The sequence below is a fragment of the Pseudomonas sp. Pseusp21 genome (assembly GCF_059492145.1).
In genome coordinates this window covers 2,040,925-2,067,498 of sequence record NZ_CP168520.1, presented here as the reverse complement: position 1 = coordinate 2,067,498, position 26,574 = coordinate 2,040,925, and the positions used below count along the sequence as shown (strand labels likewise).

Annotated in this window: 25 protein-coding genes; 12 read left to right on the top strand and 13 right to left on the bottom strand. The window is 62.3% G+C overall.

Features of this window, described 5'->3' with window-relative positions; genetic code table 11:
* Nucleotides 1–265: 265 nt before the first annotated feature.
* Both ttcA and ACEN93_RS09290 read left to right on the top strand, forming a co-directional pair.
* Nucleotides 266–1,090 (top strand): tRNA 2-thiocytidine(32) synthetase TtcA, encoded by an 825-nt coding sequence (ttcA, locus tag ACEN93_RS09295; protein WP_011335493.1) that lies wholly within the window; start codon nucleotides 266–268, stop codon nucleotides 1,088–1,090.
* 68 nt (nucleotides 1,091–1,158) lie between these two features.
* Nucleotides 1,159–1,833, top strand: a complete 675-nt coding sequence (locus ACEN93_RS09290) for a DNA-3-methyladenine glycosylase I (protein ID WP_197869224.1) — start codon at nucleotides 1,159–1,161, stop codon at nucleotides 1,831–1,833.
* 129 nt (nucleotides 1,834–1,962) lie between these two features.
* Here the strand turns inward: ACEN93_RS09290 and ACEN93_RS09285 are convergent, their stop codons facing one another.
* Genes ACEN93_RS09285 through arsC form a run of 3 tightly spaced genes read right to left on the bottom strand, consistent with a single transcriptional unit; the run spans nucleotide 1,963 to nucleotide 3,336 of the window.
* Nucleotides 1,963–2,388 (bottom strand): DUF2069 domain-containing protein, encoded by a 426-nt coding sequence (locus ACEN93_RS09285; RefSeq protein WP_039772886.1) that lies wholly within the window; start codon nucleotides 2,386–2,388, stop codon nucleotides 1,963–1,965.
* Between the two features lies 1 nt (nucleotide 2,389).
* Nucleotides 2,390–2,986, bottom strand: coding sequence for an NAD(P)H:quinone oxidoreductase (gene wrbA, locus ACEN93_RS09280; RefSeq protein WP_007957765.1), 597 nt, complete (start codon nucleotides 2,984–2,986; stop codon nucleotides 2,390–2,392).
* Nucleotides 2,983–3,336, bottom strand: coding sequence for an arsenate reductase (glutaredoxin) (arsC, locus tag ACEN93_RS09275; protein ID WP_039772884.1), 354 nt, complete (start codon nucleotides 3,334–3,336; stop codon nucleotides 2,983–2,985). Before arsC ends, wrbA begins: the two co-directional genes overlap by 4 nt.
* Nucleotides 3,337–3,450: 114 nt before the next feature.
* Between arsC and ACEN93_RS09270 the strand changes: the two genes are divergently transcribed.
* Nucleotides 3,451–3,918, top strand: coding sequence for a TlpA disulfide reductase family protein (locus ACEN93_RS09270; protein WP_074688164.1), 468 nt, complete (start codon nucleotides 3,451–3,453; stop codon nucleotides 3,916–3,918).
* Between the two features lie 142 nt (nucleotides 3,919–4,060).
* On the opposite strand, the gene ACEN93_RS09265 is transcribed toward ACEN93_RS09270, so the two are convergent.
* Both ACEN93_RS09265 and ACEN93_RS09260 read right to left on the bottom strand, forming a co-directional pair.
* Entirely contained in the window at nucleotides 4,061–4,465 is a 405-nt protein-coding gene (locus tag ACEN93_RS09265) for an META domain-containing protein (RefSeq protein ID WP_007957769.1), read from the bottom strand.
* The gene (locus ACEN93_RS09260) at nucleotides 4,465–4,899 is read right to left on the bottom strand and encodes a hypothetical protein (RefSeq protein WP_007957770.1); all 435 of its coding nucleotides are present in this window, start codon (nucleotides 4,897–4,899) and stop codon (nucleotides 4,465–4,467) included. Before ACEN93_RS09260 ends, ACEN93_RS09265 begins: the two co-directional genes overlap by 1 nt.
* 133 nt (nucleotides 4,900–5,032) lie before the next feature.
* On the opposite strand from ACEN93_RS09260, the gene ACEN93_RS09255 reads away from it, so the two are divergent.
* The gene (locus tag ACEN93_RS09255; RefSeq protein ID WP_039772880.1) at nucleotides 5,033–5,473 is read left to right on the top strand and encodes a hypothetical protein; all 441 of its coding nucleotides are present in this window, start codon (nucleotides 5,033–5,035) and stop codon (nucleotides 5,471–5,473) included.
* Nucleotides 5,474–5,483: 10 nt separating this feature from the next.
* Here the strand turns inward: ACEN93_RS09255 and ACEN93_RS09250 are convergent, their stop codons facing one another.
* Together ACEN93_RS09250 and ACEN93_RS09245 are read right to left on the bottom strand one after the other, a co-directional pair.
* On the bottom strand, nucleotides 5,484–6,473 hold the full coding sequence (locus ACEN93_RS09250; RefSeq protein ID WP_495611327.1) for a 2-hydroxyacid dehydrogenase: 990 nt from the start codon (nucleotides 6,471–6,473) through the stop codon (nucleotides 5,484–5,486).
* An 83-nt stretch (nucleotides 6,474–6,556) separates the two neighbouring features.
* A complete protein-coding gene (locus ACEN93_RS09245) occupies nucleotides 6,557–9,310 on the bottom strand; it encodes a response regulator (protein WP_495611326.1) in 2,754 nt (917 codons plus the stop codon).
* Nucleotides 9,311–9,526: 216 nt separating this feature from the next.
* On the opposite strand from ACEN93_RS09245, the gene ACEN93_RS09240 reads away from it, so the two are divergent.
* The 7 genes from ACEN93_RS09240 to ACEN93_RS09210 all read left to right on the top strand — a co-directional run bounded on the left by ACEN93_RS09240 (nucleotide 9,527) and on the right by ACEN93_RS09210 (nucleotide 17,828).
* The gene (locus ACEN93_RS09240; protein WP_039772876.1) at nucleotides 9,527–10,249 is read left to right on the top strand and encodes a response regulator transcription factor; all 723 of its coding nucleotides are present in this window, start codon (nucleotides 9,527–9,529) and stop codon (nucleotides 10,247–10,249) included.
* Nucleotides 10,236–11,660: a sensor histidine kinase gene (locus tag ACEN93_RS09235; protein ID WP_495611325.1), complete on the top strand. Its 1,425-nt coding sequence runs from the start codon at nucleotides 10,236–10,238 to the stop codon at nucleotides 11,658–11,660. Before ACEN93_RS09240 ends, ACEN93_RS09235 begins: the two co-directional genes overlap by 14 nt.
* A gap of 140 nt (nucleotides 11,661–11,800) precedes the next feature.
* Complete coding sequence (gene cysM / locus ACEN93_RS09230) at nucleotides 11,801–12,703, top strand: cysteine synthase CysM (RefSeq protein WP_495611548.1); 903 nt, start codon at nucleotides 11,801–11,803, stop codon at nucleotides 12,701–12,703.
* Entirely contained in the window at nucleotides 12,703–14,088 is a 1,386-nt protein-coding gene (gene rlmD, locus ACEN93_RS09225; RefSeq protein ID WP_103386081.1) for a 23S rRNA (uracil(1939)-C(5))-methyltransferase RlmD, read from the top strand. The genes cysM and rlmD overlap by 1 nt, the downstream gene beginning before the upstream one ends.
* 88 nt (nucleotides 14,089–14,176) lie before the next feature.
* The gene (gene relA, locus ACEN93_RS09220) at nucleotides 14,177–16,420 is read left to right on the top strand and encodes a GTP diphosphokinase (RefSeq protein WP_007957789.1); all 2,244 of its coding nucleotides are present in this window, start codon (nucleotides 14,177–14,179) and stop codon (nucleotides 16,418–16,420) included.
* 5 nt (nucleotides 16,421–16,425) lie between these two features.
* Nucleotides 16,426–17,259, top strand: coding sequence for a nucleoside triphosphate pyrophosphohydrolase (mazG, locus tag ACEN93_RS09215; protein WP_039772901.1), 834 nt, complete (start codon nucleotides 16,426–16,428; stop codon nucleotides 17,257–17,259).
* Nucleotides 17,260–17,285: 26 nt separating this feature from the next.
* Entirely contained in the window at nucleotides 17,286–17,828 is a 543-nt protein-coding gene (locus ACEN93_RS09210; RefSeq protein WP_007957793.1) for a DUF2058 domain-containing protein, read from the top strand.
* Nucleotides 17,829–17,925: 97 nt separating this feature from the next.
* Here ACEN93_RS09210 and ACEN93_RS09205 read toward each other — a convergent pair whose 3' ends face one another.
* From ACEN93_RS09205 to ACEN93_RS09180, 6 genes are all read right to left on the bottom strand, one after another.
* A complete protein-coding gene (locus ACEN93_RS09205) occupies nucleotides 17,926–18,114 on the bottom strand; it encodes a hypothetical protein (RefSeq protein WP_039772867.1) in 189 nt (62 codons plus the stop codon).
* A 278-nt stretch (nucleotides 18,115–18,392) separates the two neighbouring features.
* Complete coding sequence (gene fabB, locus ACEN93_RS09200; RefSeq protein ID WP_007957797.1) at nucleotides 18,393–19,613, bottom strand: beta-ketoacyl-ACP synthase I; 1,221 nt, start codon at nucleotides 19,611–19,613, stop codon at nucleotides 18,393–18,395.
* Nucleotides 19,614–19,624: 11 nt separating this feature from the next.
* A complete protein-coding gene (fabA, locus tag ACEN93_RS09195; protein WP_003227150.1) occupies nucleotides 19,625–20,140 on the bottom strand; it encodes a 3-hydroxyacyl-[acyl-carrier-protein] dehydratase FabA in 516 nt (171 codons plus the stop codon).
* Between the two features lie 247 nt (nucleotides 20,141–20,387).
* Nucleotides 20,388–22,289, bottom strand: coding sequence for an ATP-binding protein (locus tag ACEN93_RS09190; protein WP_163976153.1), 1,902 nt, complete (start codon nucleotides 22,287–22,289; stop codon nucleotides 20,388–20,390).
* Nucleotides 22,286–23,218 carry an ABC transporter substrate-binding protein gene (locus tag ACEN93_RS09185; RefSeq protein WP_414882125.1) on the bottom strand — a complete coding sequence of 311 codons (933 nt, stop codon included), beginning with the start codon at nucleotides 23,216–23,218 and terminating at the stop codon, nucleotides 22,286–22,288. Before ACEN93_RS09185 ends, ACEN93_RS09190 begins: the two co-directional genes overlap by 4 nt.
* Nucleotides 23,219–25,342, bottom strand: coding sequence for a TonB-dependent receptor plug domain-containing protein (locus tag ACEN93_RS09180; RefSeq protein ID WP_414882126.1), 2,124 nt, complete (start codon nucleotides 25,340–25,342; stop codon nucleotides 23,219–23,221). It abuts the gene before it with no gap.
* A gap of 196 nt (nucleotides 25,343–25,538) precedes the next feature.
* Here ACEN93_RS09180 and ACEN93_RS09175 point away from each other — a divergent pair, with 196 nt between their 5' ends.
* Nucleotides 25,539–26,564, top strand: a complete 1,026-nt coding sequence (locus tag ACEN93_RS09175) for an NAD(P)H-dependent glycerol-3-phosphate dehydrogenase (protein ID WP_495611324.1) — start codon at nucleotides 25,539–25,541, stop codon at nucleotides 26,562–26,564.
* The last annotated feature ends 10 nt before the right edge of the window (nucleotides 26,565–26,574 follow it).

Sequence of the window (26,574 nt, the reverse complement as noted above, 5' to 3'; positions counted from 1 at the left end):
TATCGCCCCCCAGCGGAGCGCCTACGGGCCAATGCGGCCGAGCAAATACAGGTCTTCAGATTGTGTGCGACCTTATGTCGCAGTATAGAAAGGTCTTAACCGCACAGGTGATAGGGGCTTAGAGCAAATCGCGCTGTAAAACCTCGGGGTAATCGCGTCGGGGTCTGTGTAGACGGGCGCTGCGAGCGGCGACAACCTGTGGCCACAAGCCCAGTGTTTTTGCGTAAAATGCCCGCCTTTCGTCACACCTCACGGATTTCGCGTCATGGGCACTCTTACGGTCAACCAGAACAAACTGCAAAAGCGCCTGCGCCGTCTGGCCGGCGAAGCCGTCACCGACTTCAACATGATCGAAGACGGCGACAAGGTCATGGTCTGCCTGTCCGGGGGCAAGGACAGCTACACCATGCTCGACGTGCTGATGCACCTGCAGAAGGTTGCACCGATCAAGTTCGAGATCGTCGCCGTGAACATGGACCAGAAGCAGCCGGGTTTCCCCGAGCACGTGCTGCCGGCCTACCTGAAAGAGCTGGGCATCGAGTACCACATCGTCGAGAAGGACACGTACTCGGTGGTCAAGGAACTGATCCCGGAAGGCAAGACCACCTGCTCGCTGTGCTCGCGCCTGCGCCGCGGCACGCTGTACACCTTTGCCGACGAAATCGGCGCGACCAAAATGGCTCTCGGTCATCATCGCGACGACATCGTCGAGACATTCTTCCTCAACATGTTCTTCAACGGCAGTCTCAAGGCCATGCCGCCGAAGCTGCGCGCCGACGATGGTCGCAACGTGGTGATCCGTCCGCTGGCCTACTGCAACGAGAAAGACATCCAGGCCTACTCGGACTTCAAGCAATTCCCGATCATCCCGTGCAACCTTTGCGGCTCCCAGGAAAACCTGCAGCGTCAGGTGGTCAAGGAAATGCTCCAGGACTGGGAACGCAAGACCCCGGGCCGTACCGAGAGCATCTTCCGCAGCCTGCAGAACGTGATCCCGTCGCAACTGGCTGACCGTAACCTGTTTGACTTCACCAGCCTGAAGATCGACGAGACGGCGGCTTCGCGTTTCGTCAATGTGGTGAACCTGTAAGTGATCTGATCGCTCGAAAGAAACGGCGCTCGCGGGCGCCGTTTTCAATTCATTTTTTAGGAGAGGGCATGCGCGACTACAAGTGGCTGCACGAATACTGTCTGAACCGCTTCGGTTCGGCGGCTGAACTGGAAGCCCATCTGCCCGTTCCCAAGACCCCGGCGCAACTGCGCAAGATCAGCGACGACCGTTATCTCTCGACCATGGCCCTGCGGGTGTTTCGTGCCGGGCTCAAGCACAGCCTGGTGGACGCCAAGTGGCCGGCCTTCGAAGAAGTGTTCTTCAAGTTCGACCCGGAAAAGGTCGTGCTGATGAGTGCCGAACACCTTGAGCGGCTGATGCAGGATGCGCGGATCATCCGTCACCTGGGCAAGCTGAAAAGCGTGCCACGCAATGCGCAGTTCATTCTGGACGTCGAGAAAGAGAAGGGCAGTTTCGGTGCGTTGCTGGCCGACTGGCCGGTGACCGACATCGTCGGTTTGTGGACCTACCTGAAAAAGCACGGCCATCAATTGGGCGGGCTGTCGGCGCCTCGGTTTTTGCGGATGGTCGGCAAGGATACGTTTGTGCCGAGCTACGACGTGGTCGCGGCGCTGAATGCGCAGAAGATCGTCGACAAGGTGCCCACCAGCCTGCGGGATCTGGCGACAGTGCAGAACGCGTTTAACCAGTGGCATGAAGAGAGTGGCGGACGGCCGATGAGCCAGATCTCGATGATGCTGGCGTACACCGTCAATCATTGAGCCTAGGGTGATCGTTCCCACGCTCTGCGTGGGAATGCCGCCCGGGACGCTCTGCGTCCCTGAGACGCGGAGCGTCTCTTGATGCATTCCCACGCGGAGCGTGGGAACGATCTTGGAGTTGGAGCGCAGTCAGGCGACGGAGATTTCGCCTTCGCCCGCCAGTTTGCGGTTCAGCTGATACCGCCACCGCACATACAGCAACGCCGAGCAGAACACCGCCAGACTGGCGATCATTTCCAGCACGCCGAACAGCTGCCGGCTCGGGTCGTATGCGGCCAGCGCGCCCTTGATGAAATACAGGTTCACCACAAAGCACATCCACGAATGCCCGCGTGCGCTGCCCATGATCATGCCCGGTGCGAGCACGATCCACGGGATCAGCTCGATCAGCAGAATCACCCACGGCCGCGCGCCGTGCAGGTCGGCGAACACCAGGTAATACGCGGCGAGCAGTCCGGCCAGGCCGAAAAAACACAGCAGACTGATCACCCGCATGGCCCGCACCCGTGGCTCCAGCCACTCGACGGCGGGCAGGACTTTCGGCTTTCTGGCCATCTCAGTTCCCCAGTTTCTGGGCGGTCTTGGCCAGACGTGCGCCGAGTGCGCGGCACAGCGCCACTTCGTGCTGATCGAGACCGCTTTTGCCGTCGGCCCCGGCGTGATGGCTGGCGCCGTACGGCGTGCCGCCGCCCTGGGTTTCCAGCAGCGCTGACTCGCTGTAGGGCAGGCCGGTGATCAGCATGCCGTGGTGCAGCAGCGGCAGCATCATCGACAACAGGGTAGTTTCCTGGCCGCCATGCAGGCTGGCGGTGGAGGTAAACACCCCGGCCGGTTTGCCGACCAGCGCGCCGGTCAGCCACAGGTTGCTCGTGCCATCGAGGAAATACTTGAGCGGCGCGGCCATGTTTCCGAAACGGGTCGGGCTGCCGAGGGCCAGGCCGGCGCAGTTCTTCAGGTCATCCAGCGTGGCGTACAGCGCGCCTTCATCCGGAATGTCCGGTGCCACGGCTTCGCACTCGGTGGAGATCGCCGGCACGGTGCGCAGGCGTGCTTCGAGGCCGGCCTGCTCGACGCCACGGGCAATCTGCCGGGCCATCTCGTTGGTCGAGCCGCTGCGGCTGTAATACAGAACCAGAATGTACGGCGCACTCACGGCAGCAGCTCCAGGATCTGCTCCGGTGGACGGCCGATAATGGCTTTGTCGCCGGCTTCGAGAATCGGTCGCTCCATCAACTTCGGATGTGCCGCGATGGCTTCGATCAATTGTTTTTCGGTGAGACTGGCGTCGGCCAGGTTCAGGGTCTTGTATTCGTCTTCGCCGGTGCGCAGCAGTTGCCGTGCGCTGATTCCCAGCTTGCCGAGCAGCGCCTTGATCTGCGCGGCGTCCAGCGGGGTTTCGAGGTAGCGCACCACGTTTGGCGTCAGGCCACGGGCTTCGAGGAGTTCGAGCGCACCGCGGGATTTCGAGCAGCGCGGGTTGTGATAAAGCGTCAGATCGGTCATGGGCGGGTCGCTTCTTGCGTAGAGTGGCGGCTATTCTAACTGTGCAGCGCGCAATCCAGAACCTTGGGAGGCGATGGGTCGCAGGCGCATTCAATTTTTCACAAGGAACACAACATGACACGGGCACTGGCAGCGGCATTGACGATCATCGGGGCGTTGATGCTGGGGGGCTGCGGTAACGACTACGGCATCGACCAGAACGGGCAGAAAGTGGCGTCCGAGCGCCTCGACAAACAATGGGTCGTGCTCAACTACTGGGCCGAATGGTGCGGCCCGTGCCGCACGGAAATCCCGGAACTCAACCATCTGGCCGAAGAGCTCAAGGGCAAGAAAATCGGCGTGTTCGGGGTCAACTTCGACAACGTGCAGGGTGACGAGCTGAAGAGCGCCAGCGAAAAACTGGGCATCAAATTCACCGTACTGGCGCAGGACCCGGCGGAACTGTTCGAACTGCCGCGCAGTGAGGCCTTGCCGGTGACCTACATCATCGACAACAAGGGCAAGGTGCGGGAGCAGTTGATGGGTGAGCAGACGGCGGCGGGGGTGATGGCGAAGCTTGAGGCGTTGCAGGCTACCAACTGATTTGCCTTGGCTGATCGTCGCTGATCGTTCCCACGCTCCGCGTGGTAACGCCGCCCCGGACGCTCCGCGTCCGCTGTGACGCAGAGCGTCACGGGATGCATTCCCACGCAGAGCGTGGGAACGATCATTCAGGGCAGCAGGATCAGCCTTCTTCCAGCCACCAGCGCAATGGCTTGCCTTCAGCCGGCCAGAAGCGCATCTGCTCGATCGGCGAGATATCCCAGCGTTCCACGTGTTCCAGGGCCTGGAGGAAGCGTTGCTCCTGCTCCATGAGCGCCGGTGCGCAGAGTTTGCGGGTCTTGCCGATCTTGCCGAAGCTCAGCTTGTCGCCTTCCAGGGTGTACGGCGCGAACCAGTGGTTGCAGCCGCCATTGCCATACGCCCGCCCGTCATCGCCGAGGGTCACGGTCAGGTGGCTGTAATCCATCAGCGGACGCTCGCCGATCCATTCCAGAATGTAGCTACGGTTCTGTTGCAGTTGCACAGGCTCCGCGGCGCAACCCATCAGGCCGGCGCCGACAGCAGCGGTCAGGGCCAGGTGTTTCATCACGCCGGCTCCTGGCATTTCGGGCACAGATGCTTGTCGCCGACGGCTTTCCAGCCCAGCTCCGCAATACGTGCCGTGGCGGCCGGTTTTTCCGCAGGCTTGCCCAGTTTGGCGTCCACGGCGAATTCGAAGCTCAGCTCCTTGGCGCAGCTGTCGCAGTTGACCTGCCAGGTGTGGATCGCCAGTTCACCGAACACCGGGCCGGTGGTCATGGCAGTCCATTGACCCGGCGGGTTGATCAGGTGGCGGACGGTGTCGACGGTCAGGCGCATGGACAAGTCCTTGCTGCCTTTGAGGGTCACGACCAGCACGTCGCCGATGCGGATCGAGCCACCGTTGCCGGTGACCTGATAACGGCCCGGAACCAGGGCGCGGCATTCGGTGAGGGTGTGTTGCGGGTTCATCAGGGTGTAGCGGAAATCGTGTTCGACCATGGGTCCTCCAAATATGCGCGACATGCTAGCACGGGCTTGATTGCAGAATGATGCGCGCGTGCGACCTTCGATCCGGTTCAAATCGACACCGCAGTCGTGGCAAACTGCCGCCTTCATTTTCAAGGAACGGAACATGGCGCTGATCGAATGTTATGAATGCAAGCGGAGCATCAGCTCCGAAGCCACGGCGTGCATTCATTGCGGGGCTCCGCTGGCAGAGGCGCAGACGCCTCAAGCCGAAAAGGGCGCGTCGACGATTTCCTTTGGCAGCCTGCCGCGTAACAAGGCAGTGCCCGAGGCCCACGTTCCGCCACCGGCCCCCGAGCGGCCGAAGATCATGCCGGCCGCGGCGGGGCGACGTCGTCGTTCGCAGCCTGTCGAGCCCGTGGCAAACCCGGACGGCTCGCGTCCGGTGGAAGGCTGGCTGAAGATCATGGCGTTTCTGATGCCGCTGGTGTTTGTCTGGTTCCTGCTGCGCAGCGGGCACTCCCTCAAGCAACGTTTACTGGGGTTCGGCTGGCTGGCGCTGTTGATCCTGTGCGTAGCGATTACCCCGACGCCACCTCCGGTCTGAGTCCGACCGTTCAGCCCTCGACCTGGTTCTGCGGCGTACCCGCCGCCCAGGTCGCGATGTTGTGCAGGGTGGTCGCGGCAATCGCGCCCAGCGCCTCATGGGTCAGAAACGCCTGATGGGCGGTGACGATCACATTGGGGAACGTCAGCAGCCGCGCCAGCACGTCGTCCTGTAGCGGCAGGTCGGAACGGTCCTCGAAGAACAGCTGCGCCTCCTCTTCATACACATCCAGTCCCAGATAACCGAGCTGGCCGTCCTTCAAGGCGTCGACCAGCGCTGGCGTGTCCACCAGACCGCCGCGCCCGGTGTTGATCAGCATCGCCCCCGGTTGCATGTGCGCCAGCGAATCGCGGTTGATCAGGTGTCTGCTCTGTTCGTTGAGCGGGCAGTGCAGGCTGATGATCCGTGCTTGCGCCAGCAGGTCCGGCAGGCTGAGGTAGCGCGCGCCCAACGCTTCGACGGCAGGGTTCGGATAAGGGTCGTAGGCCAGCAGTTCGCAGCCGAAGCCGTGCATGATCTTCGCGAAGGTCGCGCCGATCTGTCCGGTGCCGACGATGCCGACGGTTTTGCCCACCAGATCGAAACCGGTGAGCCCGTGCAGGCTGAAATCACCTTCGCGGGTGCGGTTGTAGGCGCGATGCAGGCGACGGTTGAGGGCGAGGATCAACGCCACCGCATGTTCGGCCACCGCATGGGGCGAGTAGGCCGGTACGCGCACGACGGCCAGCCCCAGACGTTTGGCGACGGCCAGATCCACATGGTTGTAGCCGGCCGAACGCAAGGCGATCAGGCGAGTGCCGCCCGCGGCCAGACGCTCCAGCACCGGGGCGCTCAGGTCATCGTTGATGAACGCGCAGACTACTTCGTGATGTTCGGCCAGCGCTGCGGTATCGAGACTGAGCCGGGCTGGCTGGAAGTGCAGTTCGATCCCGGCCGGGCAGTCGGCGGCGAGGAAACTGTCGCGGTCGTAGGTCTGGCTGCTGAAAACGATCGTGCGCATGAAATCCTCCTGGAGCATCGACGCGGGCGCAAATCACCCGCGACAACTTTAGCTGCGTCGGCGTTGACCGGCATTGCCGTGGATCAGGCGCTGATCTTCGCCTGGGCCGCCAGGCGATTGATTGCCCGCTCCAGCTCGTCCAGCGCGGTCGAGGCCTTGGGATCCTGCTGCTTGAGCAGGGTTTCGCTGCGCTGGCAGGCGGCGCGCAATTGCGGCACACCGCAGTAACGGGTGGCGCCGTGCAGACGGTGCACCCGTTCGAGCAGACTGTTCTGATCCTGACTGTCGCGGGCGGTGCGGATGGCTTCGCGGTCGGCCTCGAGCGAAGCCAGCAGCATCGCCAGCATGTCCGCCGCCAGATCCGCCTTGCCGGCAGCCAGGCGCAAACCTTCTTCGTGATCGAGAATTGGCAGTTCCTGATTGCCCAGCAGGCTTTCGCCGCCACGGTCCGGCGCCTGATTGCGCAACGCCAGGCCCGTCCACTTCAGCACGACTTGCGCCAGTTGCCGCTCGCTGATCGGCTTGGTCAGGTAGTCGTCCATGCCGCTTTGCAGCAGCGCGCGTTTTTCATTGGCCATGGCGTGGGCGGTGAGGGCGACGATCGGCAGCGGCGTGCAGTGTCGCTCGCTTTCCCACTGGCGGATGGTTTCGGTGCTCTGGCGTCCGTCCATGCCGGGCATCTGCACGTCCATCAGCACCAGATCGAAGGTTTCGTTCTGCACCGCTTTGACCGCGGCATAACCACTTTCCACGGCCAGCACCTTGGCGCCCATGTCTTCGAGCAGCGTCTGCACCAGCAACAGGTTGGCCGGGTTGTCGTCGACGCACAGCACTTTCGGCGCGCGGCTCGACAACGGTTCGCCCGGTTCGCTGCGCGGCTGGCGCGGATTGACCATGTCCGACAACGCCCGGCGCAGTTTGCGGGTACAGGCCGGCTTCGATTGCAGCTGACTGTGAGGGTTGGGCACTGAAAGGTGGTACAGCGTCAGTTCGGTGGTCGGGCACAACACCAGCACCCGACAACCGAGGTGCTCAAGGTCCCAGATGTGCTGGTTGAGACGCTCCGGCGGCATGTCGTTGCTGGTGATGCCGAGCACCGCCAGATCGATCGCCTGATCGGTCTGATGGGCGCCGGTAACGCCATTGGTCAGGCTTTCCAGGGTATTGAACGGCGTGACGTCGAGGCCGCAATCCTCCAGTTGATGCTGCAGGGCCTGACGCGCCAGTTCGTGGTTTTCCAGTACCGCCACCCGGCGCCCGAGCAACGGCGCGCAGGGCAGGTCTTCGGCGTCGTCGCGGGTCTTGGGCAGGTTCAGGCTGATCCAGAATTCCGAACCTTCGCCCGGCGTGCTGTCGACGCCGATCTCGCCGCCCATCTGCTCGATCAGGCGCTTGGAAATCACCAGCCCCAGGCCGGTGCCGCCGGGTTGGCGCGACAGCGAATTGTCGGCCTGGCTGAAAGCCTGGAACAACGCGCGCACATCCTGGTTCGACAGGCCGATGCCGGTGTCCTGAATGCTGATGCGCAACTGCACGCTGTCGTCGTTTTCTTCTTCGAGCATGGCGCGGGCGACGATGGTGCCTTCGCGGGTGAACTTGATCGCGTTGCTCACCAGATTCGTCAGGATCTGCTTGAGCCGCAGCGGATCGCCGACCAGCGACAGCGGCGTATCGCGGTACACCAGACTCACCAGTTCCAGCTGCTTGGCGTGGGCGGCGGGGGCGAGGATGGTCAGGGTGTCCTGCAACAGGTCGCGCAGGTTGAACGGAATATGGTCGAGCACCAGTTTGCCGGCTTCGATCTTCGAGAAATCGAGGATCTCGTTGATGATCCCCAGCAGGCTGTCGGCGGATTTTTCGATCGTGCCCAGGTAGTCGAGCTGGCGCGGGGTCAGTTCGCTTTTCTGCAACAGGTGGGTGAAACCCAGAATGCCGTTGAGCGGCGTGCGGATCTCGTGGCTCATGTTGGCGAGGAATTCGGATTTGATCCGGCTCGCTTCCAGCGCTTCCTTGCGGGCCAAGTCCAGCTCGATGTTCTGGATCTCGATGGTTTCCAGGTTCTGGCGCACGTCTTCGGTGGCCTGATCGACGCTGTGCTGCAATTCTTCCCGGGCGTTCTGCAGGGTGCCGGCCATGCGGTTGATGCCGGACGCCAGTTCATCCAGTTCCTGACTGCCCAGCGGTGGCAGGCGGGTTTCCAGGTGACCGTCCTTGAGCTGCGCGACGGCCTGTTTGATCTGGCTCAGCGGGCGGTTGATCGTGCGGCCCATGCGCAAGGCCAGCAGCGCGGCACCGGCCAGTCCCGCACCAATCAGCAACAGACTGGCGAACAGGCTTCGGTAGCCGCGCAACAGCATGCCGTTGTGCGACAGCTCCAGCTCGACCCAGCCGAGCAGGCGGTCGGACTCTTGCGGGATCAGCTCGCCGGCGAGGTTGCGGTGTTTGCCGAAGACCGGCAGCAGATAGCGGGTGGCATCGTTGCCGCTGCGTCGCAGCAGGTGCGCGCTGTCGCCGCTCGGCGCCTGGTTGAGCATGGTCGGGCCGGCGTGGGCGAGGGGAGAGCGATCGGGCGCGAGGAAGGTGACGGCGCGCACGTCTGGTTGTTCGAGGGACTGGGTGGCGATGCGCTCGAGCAGTTCGGCATCGCCGCGGCCCATGGCCGGTGCCACCAGCGGAGCCAGTTGCTCGGCGATCATTTCGCCGCGCTGCATCAGTTGGGTTTGCAGGTCGGACTGCTGCGTCCAGGTGAAATACCCGCCCAGCACCAGTGCCATCAGGCTGGTCGGCAACAGGGTCAGCAACAATACGCGACCTTTGATTCCCAGTTTCTTGAGCACGCCTTTCTCCTGCATCCCGCTGATCGTTGACTCACACGTGCGTCCGGCACGCGGTATCGGCGCAGTGTAGCGATTTGCTTGCGGGCAATCTTGGGAAAAATGATGTCGTGTTTGTTCACTTGCAGGCCGGTCATCTGTCCGACAGGTCAAGCTTGGGTTGCCGGGCGCCGGGCAATCTTGAATAATCGCCCAACTGAGAATTATTTGCAGATAGTCATGACTCCTGTCTCTATTGGCCAACCCCGCATTCTTTCCATCGAAGACGATCCCGTCCTCGGTGCCTATGTCCATGAACAACTGGGCCGCAGCGGCTTCCAGGTCACCTGGTGCCAGAACGGCAGCGAAGGCCTGAGCATTGCCCGGCGCCAGCCGTTCGATGTGGTGTTGATGGACATTCTGTTGCCGGGGCTGGATGGATTGAACGTCCTGACTCAACTGCGTCAGAGCCATTCCACGCCGGTGCTGCTGATGTCAGCCCTCGGTGCCGAAGCCGACCGTATCAGCGGTTTCCGCCTCGGCGCCGACGACTATCTGCCCAAACCCTTCAGCATGGCCGAGCTGCATGTGCGGATCGAAGCGATCCTGCGCCGGGTCGCCCTCGACCGTCGTCCGGCGGCTATCGCTCCGGCGGTGCCGGTCGGCGGACTGCGTTTCGACGATGAGCAGTGCGATGTGTTCTACCTCGACCAGCCCGCCGGCCTGACTCGCAGCGAATACCGCCTGCTGGAAACCCTCAACCGCAACGACGAGGAAGTGCTGAGCAAGGCCTTCCTTTATCAGCACGTTCTTCAGCGTGGTTATGCCGCCCACGACCGCAGCCTCGACATGCACATCAGCCAGATCCGCCGCAAACTCAAGTCGGTCGGCTACACCGAGCGTGAAGTGCGCACGGTGTGGGGCAAGGGTTACGTCCTGAGTGCCGTCGATGAAAGTGTCTGACCTTCCGGGCCGGCACTCGCTGTTCTGGAAACTCGCCTGCCTGCTGGTGGCGTTCTGTCTGTTGATGATCTGGCTGAGCTGGTCCTGGGGCCGGTACATGGAACAGCGCAACCAGTTCCTCTCCGACGACGCCCGTCGCACGCTGAGCCGTTATGCCTCCGAGGCCGAGCGCGCCTGGCAGCAGGGCGGGCGCGATGGCATCGATAGCTGGTTGCAGAGCATGGAGTTGCGTGAGGCCGGCTGGGTCGGCGTGATCGGCGGCAACCTGCAGTCGCTGGGCAGCCAGCCGTTGAACGTTCAGGAGCTCCAGCGCCTGACCTTCCTGCGCGGCCTTGACTGGCCGATTCACAAAAAGGGCCGGCCGTGGCTGCGGGTCCCATTTCCCAATGACCCGACCGCCGGCAGTCTGGTGATCGAGTTGCCCGAGCGATTTCTGCCGGGCAAATACCGGGTGTTCTGGCGGGTCATCACCAACGGTGTGATTCCCGGTCTGTTCACCTTGCTGCTGTGCGTCGGCCTGTATCGCCTGTTGGTGGTGCCGCTGAACAATCTGCGCGAGCAGGCCAATGCGTGGCGTGCCGATCAATTGAATGTGCGGTTGTCGAGCGGCATCACCCAGCGCCCCGATGAACTCGGCGAACTGGCCCGCGCCTTCGATTCGATGTCCGAACGCCTGCAATCCACCGTGGCCCTGCAACAGCAACTGTTGCGCGACCTGTCCCACGAACTGCGCACGCCCCTGAGTCGGTTGCGGGTCGCCAGCGAAAGCGAGCAGCAGCTGCAACCGCTGCGCGAACGTATCGGTCGCGAAGTCGACGTGATGCAGCGATTGGTGGAGGACACCTTGCAGCTGGCCTGGCTCGACACCGAACGCGCGCCGTTGCCGGACGAAGCGATCCAGATTCAGGCGCTGTGGGAAATGCTCACCGAAAACGCCTGCTACGAAAGCTGCTGTCCGATGGGGCAGTTGCAGTGCGGCGTTGAAGCTTCCTGCTGGGTACGCGGCAATCTCAACACCCTGGCCCAAGCCTTGGAAAACATTCTGCGCAACGCCATTCGCCATTCGCCACCGGGAGGCGTCGTGCGGCTCGACGGTCGACGGGATGGCGATTACTGGCACCTGTGGCTGGAGGACGAGGGCGGCGGCGTGGCCGAAGTGGATCTTGAGCGGATCTTCTCGCCCTTCATCCGACTCGACGGCTCGCGGCCGGGAGACGGTGGATTTGGGTTGGGGCTGAGTATCGCGAGGAACGCGGTGCAACGCCAGGGCGGAACCCTGTGGGCCGAGAACGGCCCGTCGGGATTGCGCTTGAATCTGCGGTTGGTGGCGGATGACAGTGCTGTCAGTCCCGACGTCTTCGCTGGCAAGCCAGCTCCCACCGTGGACTTGAACCGCCCGCAGATTGTGTGAGCGGCACAGGAAAGTCTCACCACTGGTCAGACTTTTCTGCTTATTCCAATAAACCATAAGCACCACACTTTGCGTGATATGGCCTGCGCAGGTTTGCCGGTATGATAGGCGCCCCCGCTGTCCGGATTGCGAAAAACGCCATGACCTTGCAGTACCCAACCATCGCCGATTGCGTCGGCAACACGCCGCTGGTGCGTTTGCAGCGCCTGCCCGGTGTCACCAGCAACACCCTTTTGCTCAAGCTCGAAGGGAACAACCCGGCGGGTTCGGTCAAGGATCGTCCGGCGCTGTCGATGATCACCCGTGCCGAGTTGCGCGGGCAGATCCACGAAGGCGATACGCTGATCGAAGCGACCTCGGGCAACACCGGGATCGCCCTGGCGATGGCCGCCGCGATCAAGGGTTACAAGATGATCCTGATCATGCCGGACAACTCCAGCGCCGAGCGTAAGGCGGCGATGACCGCTTACGGCGCAGAGCTGATTCTGGTCAGCCAGGAAGAGGGCATGGAAGGCGCTCGCGATCTCGCCCAGCGGATGGAAGCCGAAGGCCGTGGCAAGGTGCTGGATCAGTTCGCCAACGGCGACAACCCTGAAGCGCACTACACCACCACCGGCCCGGAAATCTGGCGTCAGACCCAGGGCTCCATCACCCACTTCGTCAGCTCCATGGGCACCACCGGCACCATCATGGGCGTGTCGCGTTACCTCAAGGAACAGAACGACAACGTGCAGATCATCGGCCTGCAACCGATGGAAGGCTCGGCCATTCCCGGCATCCGCCGCTGGCCGCAGGAATACCTGCCGAAGATCTACCAGGCCGACCGCGTTGACCGCATCGTCGACATGGCGCAAAGCGAAGCCGAGGACGTCACCCGGCGTCTGGCCCGCGAAGAAGGCATCTTCTGCGGCGTGTCCTCGGGCGGTGCGGTGGCAGCGATGCTGCGCCTGTCCAAAGAAGTTGAAAACGCGGTGATCGTCGCGATCATCTGCGACCGTGGCGACCGTTACCTGTCGACCGGCATTTTCGACGCGCCCAACTGATGGCCAAGCATGAGAGAGGCCTGCGCTTCCAGCCCACCGGCGGCAGCAAGGCCGCGCAAATCCCGACCGGCAAAAAGCAGCGCCTGAGCATCGAGCGCCTGGCCAATGACGGTCGCGGCATCGCGTTTTTTGAAGGCAAAACCTGGTTCGTCCTCGGCGCCCTCGCGGGTGAAGAGGTCGAAGCGCGGGTGCTCGGCGCTCACGGCAAAGTGGTCGAGGCGCGCACCGAGCGCGTGTTCAGCGCCAGTCAATTGCGTCGTCCCGCACCTTGCCAGCACGCCGGCCGTTGCGGCGGTTGCAGCGTTCAGCATCTGCCCCACAACGAACAGCTTGCCCTGAAACAGCGCATGCTCGCCGAGCAGTTGTCGCGAGTCGCCGGTGCCGAGCCCGAAGAGTGGGCGGCGCCGTTGACCGGCCCCGAATTCAGCTACCGTCGCCGCGCCCGGATCGCCGTGCGCTGGGACAGCAAGACCAAGAAGCTCGAAGTCGGTTTCCGCGCCGCCGGCAGTCAGGACATCGTCGCGATCAGCGAATGCCCGGTGCTGGTACAGCCCTTGCAGCCGATCATGACCCGCTTGCCGGAGATGCTGCGACGCTTGAGCAAACCTCAGGCGCTGGGGCATGTCGAATTGTTCAGTGGCTCGTCACTCGCCGTACTGCTGCGTCACATGGCGCCGCTGTCCGAGGCCGACCTGACGATCCTCAAGGATTTCTGCGCGTTCCATGAAGCGCAGCTCTGGCTGCATGGCGAAGGCGAACCGCAGCCGGTGGATGATGCACAGTCGCTTGGCTATCACCTGGAACAGTGGGATCTGCAATTGGCTTACCGGCCGGGGGATTTCATCCAGGTCAATGCCGGGGTCAACGAGGCCATGGTCGCCCAGGCGCTGGACTGGTTGAAACCGACGAGCGATGAGCGCGTGCTCGACCTGTTTTGCGGCCTCGGCAACTTCGCCCTGCCGCTGGCGAAAGCTGCGCGTGAAGTGGTGGCGGTCGAAGGCGTGCAGACCATGGTCGATCGCGCGGCAGCGAATGCCGCCAGCAACAATTTGCATAACACAAAGTTTTTTCAGGCCGATTTATCCCAGCCTTTGACCGATGCCCAGTGGATCGGAAACGGCTTTTCTGCGGTACTCTTGGACCCACCGCGCGACGGTGCTTTCGAGGTGGTGCGCAAGCTGGCGGCCTTGGGCGCCAAACGGTTGGTGTACGTGTCGTGCAACCCTGCAACTCTGGCGCGCGATACGGTCGAATTGATCAAGCAGGGCTACCGGTTAAAACGTGCCGGGATTCTCGATATGTTTCCTCAGACGGCACATGTCGAGGCCATGGCGTTATTTGAAGCGAGCCAGGATGGCTCGTCTGATCCGACTGGTCGTCCGTAGCGCTCGCCTTGGCCCCGCGAGCGCGAACGGGCATTGACGGTCAGTGATTTGACGCATTGAATCTGCGTCGTAGGGAAGGTAAAGCAAGATGGTACAGGTGAGAGCACACCAGCCGATCAACACTGACGGCAGTATCAATCTCGAGGCTTGGCTCGATCACGCGGTCAGTGTCGATCTGGCACTGGATCGCGAAGCCTTGAAAGAGGCCTGCGAGTACGCTCGCCAGGCCGAGCAGCAATCCAATGCGGCGAAGAATCTCTGGTCCGAAGGCAGCGGCAGTTTCAGCACGGGCCTCGAGATCGCCGAGATCCTCGCCGACCTCAAGCTCGATCAGGATTCGCTGGTTGCCGCGGTTCTTTATCGCGGCGTACGCGAAGGCCAGATTGAACTCGCAGCGGTCAGCCAGCGCTTCGGCCCGGTGGTCGCCAAGCTGATCGACGGCGTGCTGCGCATGGCGGCGATCAGTGCCAGCCTCAGCCCGCGCCAGTCGATGGTGCTCGGCACTCAGGGCCAGGTGGAAAACCTGCGCAAGATGCTGGTGGCGATGGTCGACGACGTGCGTGTCGCGCTGATCAAACTCGCCGAACGCACCTGCGCGATCCGTGCAGTGAAAACCGCCGACGACGAAAAACGTAACCGGGTCGCCCGGGAAGTGTTCGACATCTATGCGCCGCTCGCGCATCGACTCGGCATCGGTCATATCAAATGGGAACTGGAGGACCTGTCCTTCCGTTACCTGGAACCCGATCAATACAAACAGATTGCCAAGCTGCTGCATGAGCGGCGGCTGGATCGTGAGCGTTTCATCGCTGACGTGATGACCCAGCTCAAGGACGAACTGCAGGCCACCGGCGTCGAAGCCGACATCAGCGGTCGGGCCAAACACATCTATTCGATCTGGCGCAAAATGCAGCGCAAGGGTCTGGAGTTCAGCCAGATCTACGACGTGCGTGCGGTGCGCGTGCTGGTGCCGGAAATGCGCGACTGCTACACCGCGCTCGGTATCGTCCACACCCTGTGGCGGCATATCCCGAAAGAGTTCGACGACTACATCGCCAACCCGAAAGAGAACGGCTACCGCTCGCTGCACACGGCGGTAATCGGCCCGGAAGGCAAGGTGCTGGAAGTCCAGATCCGGACCCATTCGATGCACGAAGAGGCCGAACTCGGTGTCTGCGCGCACTGGCGCTACAAGGGCACCGACGTCAAGTCCGGCTCCAATCACTACGAAGAGAAAATCTCCTGGCTGCGTCAGGTCCTCGAGTGGCACGAAGAGCTGGGCGACATCGGTGGTCTGGCCGAACAGCTGCGGGTCGATATCGAGCCGGACCGGGTCTACATCTTCACCCCGGACGGTCACGCCATCGACTTGCCGAAGGGCGCGACGCCGCTGGACTTCGCCTACCGCGTGCACACCGAAATCGGTCACAACTGCCGTGGCGCGAAGATCAACGGGCGCATCGTTCCGCTCAACTACAGCCTGCAGACCGGTGAACAGGTCGAGATCATCACCAGCAAGCACGGCACTCCGAGCCGTGACTGGCTGAACCCGAATCTGGGCTACGTCACCACGTCCCGGGCGCGGGCGAAGATCGTGCACTGGTTCAAGTTGCAGGCGCGCGATCAGAACGTCGCGGCGGGCAAGACCCTGCTCGAGCGCGAGCTCAATCGCCTCGGCCTGCCGGCGGTGGACTTCGACAAGCTGGCCGACAAGGCCAACATGAAAACCGCCGAGGACATGTTCGCCGCCCTCGGCGCCGGCGACCTGCGTCTGGCGCAACTGGTCAACCTCGCGCAACAACTGGTCGAGCCGGAACGCGGCAACGAACAGCTGGAACTGATTCCGCGCAAGGCGACCGGCTACAAACCGGGCAAGCGCGGCGACATTCAGATCCAGGGCGTCGGCAACCTGATGACGCAGATGGCCGGCTGCTGCCAGCCGTTGCCGGGCGATGCGATCGTCGGCTACATCACCCAGGGCCGTGGCGTGAGCATTCACCGTCAGGACTGCGCCTCGGTGCTGCAACTGGCCGGGCGCGAGCCGGAGCGGATCATCCAGGTCAGCTGGGGCCCGGTGCCGGTGCTCACCTATCCGGTGGATATCGTCATCCGCGCCTACGATCGTTCCGGTCTGCTGCGTGACGTTTCGCAGGTGCTGCTCAACGAGCGGATCAACGTGCTGGCGGTCAACACCCGCTCGAACAAGGAGGACAACACCGCGCTGATGTCCCTGACCATCGAGATTCCGGGTCTGGACGCGCTGGGGCGATTGCTGGGGCGGATTTCCCAGTTGCCGAACATCATCGAAACGCGGCGTAACCGGACTCCATGAAACCGATCTACAGCCTTGAAGACCTGCTGCATCTGATGAACCGTCTGCGCGACCCGCAGTACGGTTGCCCATGGGACATCAAGCAGACTTACGCGACCATCGTCCCGCACACCCTTGAAGAGGCCTACGAAGTCGCCGACGCCATCGAGCGCGGCGACTTCGACCACTTGCAGGGCGAGTTGGGCGATCTGCTGTTTCAGGTGGTGTATTACAGCCAGCTGGCGCGGGAGGAGGGGCGGTTCGAATTCGCCGGGGTGGTCGACAGCATCACTCGCAAGCTGATCCGTCGCCATCCGCACGTGTTCCCCACTGGCGATCTGTATGCGCCGCTGGACGTGCCGCGTTTGAACGAAGAGCAGGTCAAGCAGCGCTGGGAGGAGATAAAGGCCGAAGAGCGTGCCGAGAAATCCGCAGAGCCGCAGCAACTGTCACTGCTCGACGATGTGCCGGCTGCGTTGCCGGCGTTGTCCCGCTCGGCCAAGTTGCAGAAGCGCGCAGGGCAGGTCGGTTTCGACTGGCCGGATGCGTTGCCGGTGCTGGACAAGGTCCGTGAAGAACTCGATGAAGTGCTCGAAGCCATGTCCGAAAATGACCCGCAAGCGGTGGCCGACGAGATCGGTGATCTGCTGTTTTCGGTGGTCAATCTGGCCCGGCACCTGAAGGTCGATCCGGAAACTGCGTTGCGTGGCGCCAACGCCAAGTTCGAGCGACGTTTCCGTTTTATCGAACAGGCATTGCGCGACACCCACCGACCCATGGAAGATTGCACCCTCGAAGAGTTGGACGCCCTGTGGGGCGAAGCCAAACGTCAGGAAAAGAATTCGCCCAGCTGTGGCTGAGCCGTTGCCCAAGTGAGTAAGCATCAATGAGCCTTTCCCTTCGCGACCAGTTGCTCAAGGCAGGACTGGTCAACCAAAAGCAGGCCAAGCAGGTCAGCAAAGACAAACAGAAACAACAGCGCCTGGCCCACAAGGGTCAGATCGAACTGGACGACTCCCAGCAGCGTGCTGCCCAGGAAGCCCAGGCCGAGAAGGTCAAGCGCGACCAGGAGCTGAACCGTCAGCAGCAGGAGAAGGCCGAGGCCAAGGCCCGCGCCGCCCAGGTCAAGCAGTTGATCGAGGTCTCGCGTCTGCCGAAGCTGACCACCGAGGACTACTACAACTTCGTCGACGACAAGAAGGTCAAGCGCATCTCGGTCAACACGCTGATGCGCAACAAGCTCAGCAGCGGTTCGCTGGCGATCGTGCACCACGCCGGCGGCTACGAAGTGATTCCTCGTGAGGCCGCCCTGAAGATTCAGGAGCGCGATCCACAGCGCATCGTCCAGCTCAACGAGAAGGTCGAAGAGGTCAATGCCGAGGACGATCCGTACGCGGCCTACGTGATCCCTGATGATCTGATGTGGTAATCGGGTCTCGCCGGGCTGCGAAGCGGCCCTGAAGCACTCAACAACGACAAACCCCGCTCATGGCGGGGTTTGTCGTTTTCAATGCTGTGGTTTTGTTTCAGGCGGATTTCCGATCCCGCTGCTGTTCCTGCAGTTCCAGTTCGGCCTTGTAGTTGTGGGCGTCGATCTCGTTGTGGAACATGCCGACCAGCAAGTCTTGTTGATGCACATCCCAGATCCGTACGCCGGCGGCTACGCCTTCATGGGACATGTGTGAATCGTCGCGTTCAGTTACTTTTACAGTCATCTGCTAGCTCCAAATCTCAAGTTATCTGCAGCAAGGCGTGTGCAGGACTCTGTTATAGATTTTGTTAGCCTGCTAAGTAAACGCCCGATTCGTGCAATGTATTCTTGCGAAATCTGCAACAGCGCTGGAGCCCGCAGAAACCGCGACATTCAGTCGCAGGGCGGTAAGTTGCATGACAAACGTTTCATCTTGGCGCCGCTGAAAATGCCTTTCTCCAGGCAAAAAAAAACGCCCCGAACCAGTCGGGGCGTTTTCATGTGCGGCTCAGCGGGAGGGAATTACTTGCCTTCCCAGCGCTTCAGCACGAGGGTGGCGTTGGTGCCACCGAAGCCGAAGCTGTTGCTCATCACGGTGTTGATGGTGGCGTTCTCGCGGGTCTTGGTCAGCACCGGCAGATCGGCCACTTCAGGGTCCAGTTCGTCGATGTTGGCCGAACCGGCGATGAAGTTGCCTTCCATCATCAGCATGCAGTAGATCGCTTCGTGAACGCCGGCGGCGCCCAGGGAGTGACCGGACAGGCTCTTGGTGGAGCTGATGGCCGGGGCCTTGTCGCCGAACACTTCGCGCACACCTTTCATTTCCGCGACGTCGCCGACCGGAGTCGAAGTGCCGTGGGTGTTCAGGTAGTCGATCGGGGTGTCGACGGTGGACAGCGCCTGCTGCATGCAGCGGATGGCGCCTTCGCCGCTTGGAGCCACCATGTCGTAGCCGTCGGAAGTCGCGCCGTAGCCAACGATTTCCGCGTAGATCTTCGCGCCACGGGCGAGAGCGTGTTCCAGTTCCTCGACCACCACCATGCCGCCACCACCGGCGATGACGAAACCGTCACGGTCGGCGTCGTAGGCGCGGGAAGCTTGTTCCGGGGTGTCGTTACGCTTGCTGGACAGTGCGCCCATCGCGTCGAACAGGAACGACTGGCTCCAGTGCTCTTCTTCACCGCCACCGGCGAACACGATGTCCTGCTTGCCCATCTGGATCTGTTCCATGGCGGTACCGATGCAGTGAGCACTGGTGGCGCAGGCAGAAGCGATGGAGTAGTTCAGGCCCTTGATCTTGAACGGTGTGGCCAGGCACGCCGAAACGGTGCTGCTCATGGTCCGCGTTACACGGTATGGGCCGACGCGCTTGACGCCTTTCTCGCGCAGGATGTCCAACGCTTCCATCTGGTTCAGGGTCGACGCGCCGCCGGAACCTGCAATCAGGCCGGTACGCGGGTTGGACACCTGCTCTTCGGTCAGACCGGAGTCAGCGATGGCGTCTTTCATGGCCAGGTAGGCGTAAGCCGCTGCGTGGCCGACGAAGCGATAGATCTTGCGATCGATCAGCTCTTCAAGGTTGAGGTCGATGGAGCCGGAAACCTGGCTACGCAGACCCATTTCGGCGTATTCCGGGTTGAACCGGATGCCAGGGCGGCTTGCACGCAGGTTAGCGGAGACGGTCTCTTTGTCATTGCCCAGGCACGAAACGATGCCCAGACCAGTGATAACGACGCGGCGCATGCGAATAACCCTTAGAAGTTGTCAGTGGAGGTGAACACGCCGACGCGAAGGCCTTCGGCGGTGTAGATTTCGCGACCGTCGACAGTCACCGAACCGTCGGCGATGGCCAGGTTCAGCTTGCCCTTGAGGACGCGCTTGATATGAATGTTGTAGGTGACTTTCTTGGCGGTCGGCAGGACCTGGCCGAAGAATTTCACTTCGCCCGAACCCAGCGCACGGCCGCGGCCCGGCAGGCCTTGCCAGCCCAGGAAGAAACCGACCAGTTGCCACATGGCGTCCAGACCCAGGCAGCCCGGCATCACCGGATCGCCTTCGAAGTGGCACGCGAAGAACCACAGGTCAGGGTTGATATCCAGCTCGGCGACCAATTCACCTTTGCCGTACTTGCCGCCTTCTTCGCTGATCAGGGTGATGCGATCCACCATCAGCATGTTCGGGGCGGGCAGTTGCGCGTTACCTGGGCCGAACAGCTCACCGCGACTGCAGCGCAGCAGGTCTTCCCGAGTAAAGGCGTTTTGTTTGGTCATGCGAGCTCCTCAATAATCCCATGCGGCAGGTGGGGCAAATCTTCCCGGCCGATCGACGCGTTCATGCCTCGAACCGGCAGCCTACTCATAGACTATTGCGTTGTGGTGAAAGTCACAGCACCAAGGACATGAATGTACACTTGTGCACTGAAATTTTTAATCAAGCCCCTTTTGAGGCCCGTTCGGGTGCCTAAGACTGCCGCACTTTCGCTTTTCACGCCAGTCGCAGATGCTCGAAAGGGCCTCTCTACTGCACCCAGCGCTGCAGAATCTGCTGCAGGTCATTGCGTTTGAATGGCTTGGCCAGGTAATCGTTCATCCCCGCCGACAGGCAGTTTTCGCGATCACCCTGCAACGCGTTGGCGGTCAGGGCGATGATCGGCACCTGGCCGCAGCCGGGCAGGCGGCGGATCTGTCTCGTCGCCTCGTAACCGTCGATGAGCGGCAGGCGGCAATCCATCAGGATCGCTTCGAAACGGCTGTCCCCGGCACTGCGCACCGCCTGCACGCCATCGGTGGCGACGCTGACGGTAAAGCCCAGGCTGCGCAGCATCGCTTCGATCACGGTCTGGTTGACCGGGTTGTCCTCGACCAGCAACACATGGCGTCCTTCGCCGTGACGGTTACCGTTCAATGCGCGCGGTGCCGCCAGCGCGGGCAGTGCCTGCTTATATAGGGCCAGTGGTATTTCCAGGGTGAACACCGAGCCGCGACCTTCTTCACTCTGGGCACGCAAGGTGCCGCCCATCCGCTCGGCGAGGGTGCGGGCAATCGGCAGGCCCAGGCCGGTGCCGCCATAACGACGGGAAATCGAGCTGTCGGCCTGCTGGAACGCGTTGAACATCAGCTCCAGGCTCTGCGGCGAAATCCCGATGCCACTGTCACGCACCGCGCAGGTGAACCACAACAACTCGTGATCCAGCGATTGCCATTGCGCCTCGATGCTGACGCGCCCCTGCTCGGTGAACTTCAGCGCATTGCCCACCAGGTTGACCAGAATCTGCCGGATCCGCGTCGGATCGCCCTGTACCTGCAAGTCGTGCATGTCATCGGGGATCCGCAGTTGCAGGGCCAACCCGCGTTGCGCCGCGCTGTGCTGGAAGGAATGGGCGCAGGCGCCGATCAGGTCGGCTAGGTTGAACGGAATGTGCTCCAGCTCCAGCTCCGAACGTTCGATGCGCGAGAAATCCAGAATGTCGTTGATCACCTTGAGCAAGTGCTCGGTGGACTCGGAAGCCAGCGCCGCGTACTCGACCTGCTCCTCGGTCATGTCGGTGGTTTCCAGCAATTGCAGCATGCCCAGCACGCCGTTCATCGGGGTGCGCAGCTCATGGCTCATCATCGCCAGGAAATCCGATTTGGCGTTGTTGGCCTTTTCCGCCTCTTCGCGGGTCTGGATCAGTTGCGCCATCGCCTGATGCTGTTCGCGGCTGGCCTGCTCCAGCGCCTGGGCCAGGTTGTTGATGTGCTGGGACAGTGCGCCCAGCTCGGTGTCATCGACGATCGGCAGCGGGGTTTTGTAGTCGCCCTCCTGAATCGCCTTGACCGCATTGCCGATGTCGCGGATCGGCTGCGACAGGCTGCCGGCCAGTCGCCGCGCCAGCACAAAGGTGAAGAGCAGGGCGAACAACGCCAGAATCCCGGCCTTGAGCAGGATCTCCTGTTGGCGCTGACTGAAGGCGTCATTCGACAGCCCGACGATCACCCGCCCCAGATAATCTTCGCTGGCCACGCCGGGGCTGCTCTTGCCGTCCTGAAAGAAATCGTTGTGCAAGGCGATGCGTTGCAGCCGCACCGGCGCCTGGAACACTTCGACCTGATGCGGGCGATTGTGCGCATCCGCCGGCTGTTCGACGTAGGCCAGAATCCGGTTGGCGCTGTCCTGCACTTCCAGAAACCGCACGTTCGGCGTGGCCAGCGTGGCCTTGAGCAGGCTTTCCAGGACTTCGTTGTTGCCGGAAATCACCCCGTACTCGGTGGCCGGTGCGAGCTGGTTGGCGATCAACTGGCCGGTGTGATTCAGCTCCTGACGCAAATCCTGAATGCGCACGAAGGTGAAAAAGCTGATCAGCAGCAAGGTCAGCAACAGCGCAGGGCCCAGACTGATCAACTGAGTGCGGGTGTTGATGTCCCAACGGCGGAAAATCATGGGCGGCGCTCTCCTTCGGCCAGCTCTGCGGCGACAGACGCTTCATTCATCGGTTCTATCCCTAAGGAACGAGCCACCTGCGCATTACTTGAGACTTTAAAACGCCCGGGGTAGAGCGTGCGCGGCCAGGTGGCCGGTGGCCGGTCCAGCAGTTCGTCGAGGACGGCCAGCCAGTCGTTCTGATCGCTGTAGGTACTGGCCAGGCTGCCGGCGCGAACGAACGAGACATTCGGCCCGACCAGTGCCAGTTGCCGAGAGTAACTGCTGAGCAACAGGTTCTTCGCGGTTTTCGGGTTGTACAGGTCAGGGTCGTCGAGGCCCAGCAGCACGTCGCTGCTTTTCAGCACGGTCTGCAAGGGGCGGCTGTCATGGGTGTTGTCCCAGCGCTGCGGGACGATTTGCAGATTCAGCGGCTGGGCGGCCGATTGCAGCTCCTTGAGCAGGAATTCGCTGTGCTGATCGAACAGCACGCCGACGCGCCCGGCCTGGGGCAGAATCCGGCGGATCAGTTGCAACTGACGACTCAGCGGCGGATCGGCCCACAGCAGGCTCAAGTGGGGTGGTTGCGCGTCGCCGAAGCGTTGCCGGGCCTGCAAACGGCTGATGCGCAGGACCAACGTCGCCGGCCCTTGGGATTCCTGCATGCGCCAGTCGAGGCTCGGCAGATCCAGCAGAATCAGGCGCAGGCTCGACGGCAACTTGCCCGGCGCCGGCAGGCTGGCCAGTGGCTGGAAATGCACGCGGTCGGTGGGGCGCAGTTCGCTCAGGGCCTGAACGAAGGACTGCACACCGGGGCTTTCCTCGGCGCCGGTCAGCAGAATATCGGCCGCCTGCACGGCCACGCCATGCAGCCACGCTGTCAGGAACAGACACAGCCCGGCCAGCCATTGGCCGAGCGTTGGCATCTTCCGTGACAGGGCGTAACGCATCTAGAACTCCAGCTCGGCGCTGAAATACACCACGCGGCGTTCGTCGTAATTGTTGTCGACGAAGGTGGTCGGCTCATGGTCGAGGCGTTGTTGCAGCACGCCGGCCAGTTGCAGCTGGGCTTTGCCCAGGGCGATGCGTTTGGCGATCCGGGTGTCGACCCGCTCGAAGCGGTAACCGTTGAGCGCGTTGTCACCGTAATAGAAGAGGGCGCTGTTCCAGCCGTGGCCCCAATCGCGCAGCCAGCCCGCCGAACCGCTGTTGCGCGCGGTGAATTGCTGATCCAGCGGATTGCTCGCCTCGGCGTCGACGAAGGCGTATGTCAGGCGCAAGCGGTCAGCCGCACTCAGGCGCCAGTCCAGTTGCGTCTCGGTGCCGCGAAACCGCGAATCGTTGGCGTTGCTGGCGATGTACTGATTGTTGCGCAGCGGCTCGCTGATCATCCCGGTGATTTCGTCGTAGAACAGCTTCACGTCCAGGGCCAGGCCCCACTCCGGGAAATAGCCGTTGTAGCCCAGCTCCCGCGAGCGCATGTGCTCCTGGTCCAGATCGCCGGGGCCCCGGGTCTTGACGAAGTAGCGCGCCGAAGACTGGCCATAGGCGGCGGGCCGCAGGTTGGTCACCTGATAACTCCAGTTGACGTTGTTCTCGAACATGTCCGGCGAACGGATGGCTTCCGAATACACCGCGCGCAGGCTGTGGCGCGGGTTGAACAGGTAGTTGACCGCAAACCGGGGCGTCAGCGAACTGCCGATCAATTGCGTGTCTTCGAACATGGCGCCGCCCTGCAACAGCCAGTGTTCGCTGGCGCGCCATTCCAGCTGGCCGAAGGCGCGCCAGGTGGTGTCGTCCAGCGTGCCGTTGAAATAGGTCTCGGAATCGGCCCGGTCGTAACGATAGTTCAGGCCGCTGACCAGACGCAGGCTATCGGACAGGCTGAGGGTGTCCTGCAACTCCAAGTCGTAGCGCGATTCCCGGGCACTCTGGTCGATGTCGCCACACAGGGTCTGGCGCGCACCGTTGCGCCACTGGTCCAGCACCTGATTGGCCAGGGTCATTTCCTGTGGCGTGCCGGCGGGTGCGCCGGGCCCGGTGAACAGCGTCATGTTGCGGGCCAGGCGTTCGGTGTAGTTCGGATTGAGTTGCCACAGCTCGGTCAATTGCGGGCTGAACGACACTTCGGCGTCACAGGCGCGCCAGGTCTGCTGGCGATCCCAGTGTTGCGCCGAGCCTTGCACATAAAGGCTGTGATCGGGGTTGATGTCCAGGTTCCAGCGCACCGAACCGGCGTAGTCCTTGGCAACCACGTCGGAATTGTTCCCGGCAGCGGTAATTCCGGAGAACACCGGGCGGTAGGTGTAAGGCCGCTGATTGGTCCCGTCCTTGGCATTGACCTGCCAGTCCAGGCTCTGGTTGTCGCTCAGGGTCTGGCTGACCGCGAGGCTGAAGCGGTTCAAGCGACGGTTGTCGCGGTAATCGGCGCCGGTGCGGTCGCTGTCAAAGCCGTCGTCCTCCTGGCCGGACAGCGACAGACGCAGGTCGCCGCCATTCCAGCCGGTGCTCTGGCTGGCATAGAAATCGTTGATGCCGCGTTGGCCGCGGGTCAGCTTCAGTCGTGTGCCGTGGCTGTCCGCCGGGTTGCGGGTGATGATGTTGATCACCGCCATCAGCGCGTTGGCGCCGTAGCTGACGGTGTTCGGGCCGCGAAAGACTTCGATGCGCTCGATGTCTTCCATGGCCACCGGGATATCGCTCCAGTCCACGGTCGCCAGACCGGCGCGGTACACCGAGCGGCCGTCGATCAACACCTGCATGCGCCGGGCTTCGCTGGCGTTGGTCCCGTGATAGTTCACCGCCGCCTGATTGCCGCTGATATTGCCGACCATCATCCCCGGCACCAGGCGCAGCAGTTCACTGATGTCCCGGGCACCGCTGGCGCTGATCAGTTCGCTGTCGAGCACGGTCATGCTACCGGGGACTTCCGCCGGCGACTGTTTCAGCCGCGTGGCGGTCAGGATCTGCGGCAAGGCCTCACTGTCGACAAACAGGTCGTCCGCCAACAGCACCGGGCTGAACAGCAGCGCCAGCAGCAGGGACGAACGCGGGGAAGGGGGGCCAGAAAACACGACGCAGCCTTGATAGCAAAGAATTGGCGCGCATGTTAACCGAGGTCGACGACTTTTCCAGTCACGTTGCAGGCATTTTCCTCGGTTTTATTGGTCTTCTTCCTACAAGTGCGGGTAATTGACGCCGGGGCTGTCCGAGAAGGGGACGCTCCGTATAATGCCGGCATCGCCACTGGTATGGATTAACGGATTACATATGACTGAACAGCGCCCGATTGCGGTCCTGGGAGGCGGAAGTTTCGGTACCGCCGTGGCCAATCTGTTGGCCGAGAACGGCCATCATGTCCGGCAGTGGATGCGTGACCCCGAACAGGCCGAGGCCATCCGGGTCAATCGCGAGAACCCGCGTTACCTCAAAGGCATCAAGATTCTGCCCGGCGTGACCGCGGTCACCGACCTGCAGGAAACCCTCGACGCCTGCGATTTGTGTTTCGTCGCGTTGCCGTCCAGCGCGCTGCGCACGGTATTGGCGGCACACGCCGAACGCCTGAGCGGCAAGATGCTGGTCAGCCTGACCAAGGGCATCGAAGCCCACACCTTCAAACTGATGAGCCAGATCCTCGAAGAGATCGCCCCGCAGGCACGTATCGGCGTGCTGTCCGGGCCGAACCTCGCGCGGGAAATCGCCGAGCACGCGCTGACTGCCACCGTGGTTGCCAGCGAAGACGAAGAACTCTGCAAAGCCGTGCAGGCCGCGTTGCATGGCCGCACTTTCCGCGTCTACGCCAGCGCCGACCGTTTCGGCGTGGAACTGGGCGGCGCACTGAAAAACGTCTACGCGATCATCGCCGGCATGGCGGTGGCGCTGGAAATGGGCGAAAACACCAAGAGCATGCTGATCACCCGCGCCCTGGCCGAAATGACCCGGTTTGCGGTGAATCAGGGCGCCAACCCGATGACCTTCCTCGGTCTGGCCGGTGTCGGTGACCTGATCGTCACTTGCTCGTCGCCGAAAAGCCGCAACTACCAGGTCGGTTTTGCCCTCGGTCAGGGCTTGAGCCTCGACGAAGCGGTGTCGCGCCTGGGTGAAGTGGCCGAAGGGGTCAACACCCTGAAAGTGCTCAAGGCCAAGGCCCAGGAGGTCGGCGTGTACATGCCGCTGGTCGCCGGACTGCATGCAATCCTGTTCGAAGGGCGCACGCTTGAGCAGGTGATCGGTCTGCTGATGCGTGCCGAACCGAAAACCGATGTCGACTTTATTTCCACCAGTGGTTTCAACTGATTCAGCAGGG

Coding starts and splice junctions, on each gene's coding strand:
- ACEN93_RS09235 (WP_495611325.1), top strand. CDS start 10,236: ATGAAAGTGTCTGACCTTCCGGGCCGGCACTCGCTGTTCTGGAAACTC.
- ACEN93_RS09190 (WP_163976153.1), bottom strand. CDS start 22,289: ATGATTTTCCGCCGTTGGGACATCAACACCCGCACTCAGTTGATCAGT.
- ACEN93_RS09255 (WP_039772880.1), top strand. CDS start 5,033: ATGGCGCTGATCGAATGTTATGAATGCAAGCGGAGCATCAGCTCCGAA.
- ACEN93_RS09240 (WP_039772876.1), top strand. CDS start 9,527: ATGACTCCTGTCTCTATTGGCCAACCCCGCATTCTTTCCATCGAAGAC.
- arsC (WP_039772884.1), bottom strand. CDS start 3,336: ATGACCGATCTGACGCTTTATCACAACCCGCGCTGCTCGAAATCCCGC.
- ACEN93_RS09260 (WP_007957770.1), bottom strand. CDS start 4,899: ATGGTCGAACACGATTTCCGCTACACCCTGATGAACCCGCAACACACC.
- ACEN93_RS09270 (WP_074688164.1), top strand. CDS start 3,451: ATGACACGGGCACTGGCAGCGGCATTGACGATCATCGGGGCGTTGATG.
- ACEN93_RS09285 (WP_039772886.1), bottom strand. CDS start 2,388: ATGGCCAGAAAGCCGAAAGTCCTGCCCGCCGTCGAGTGGCTGGAGCCA.
- ACEN93_RS09185 (WP_414882125.1), bottom strand. CDS start 23,218: ATGCGTTACGCCCTGTCACGGAAGATGCCAACGCTCGGCCAATGGCTG.
- rlmD (WP_103386081.1), top strand. CDS start 12,703: ATGGCCAAGCATGAGAGAGGCCTGCGCTTCCAGCCCACCGGCGGCAGC.
- ACEN93_RS09265 (WP_007957769.1), bottom strand. CDS start 4,465: ATGAAACACCTGGCCCTGACCGCTGCTGTCGGCGCCGGCCTGATGGGT.
- ttcA (WP_011335493.1), top strand. CDS start 266: ATGGGCACTCTTACGGTCAACCAGAACAAACTGCAAAAGCGCCTGCGC.
- ACEN93_RS09175 (WP_495611324.1), top strand. CDS start 25,539: ATGACTGAACAGCGCCCGATTGCGGTCCTGGGAGGCGGAAGTTTCGGT.
- ACEN93_RS09210 (WP_007957793.1), top strand. CDS start 17,286: ATGAGCCTTTCCCTTCGCGACCAGTTGCTCAAGGCAGGACTGGTCAAC.
- ACEN93_RS09290 (WP_197869224.1), top strand. CDS start 1,159: ATGCGCGACTACAAGTGGCTGCACGAATACTGTCTGAACCGCTTCGGT.
- fabB (WP_007957797.1), bottom strand. CDS start 19,613: ATGCGCCGCGTCGTTATCACTGGTCTGGGCATCGTTTCGTGCCTGGGC.
- fabA (WP_003227150.1), bottom strand. CDS start 20,140: ATGACCAAACAAAACGCCTTTACTCGGGAAGACCTGCTGCGCTGCAGT.
- ACEN93_RS09205 (WP_039772867.1), bottom strand. CDS start 18,114: ATGACTGTAAAAGTAACTGAACGCGACGATTCACACATGTCCCATGAA.
- relA (WP_007957789.1), top strand. CDS start 14,177: ATGGTACAGGTGAGAGCACACCAGCCGATCAACACTGACGGCAGTATC.
- cysM (WP_495611548.1), top strand. CDS start 11,801: ATGACCTTGCAGTACCCAACCATCGCCGATTGCGTCGGCAACACGCCG.
- ACEN93_RS09250 (WP_495611327.1), bottom strand. CDS start 6,473: ATGCGCACGATCGTTTTCAGCAGCCAGACCTACGACCGCGACAGTTTC.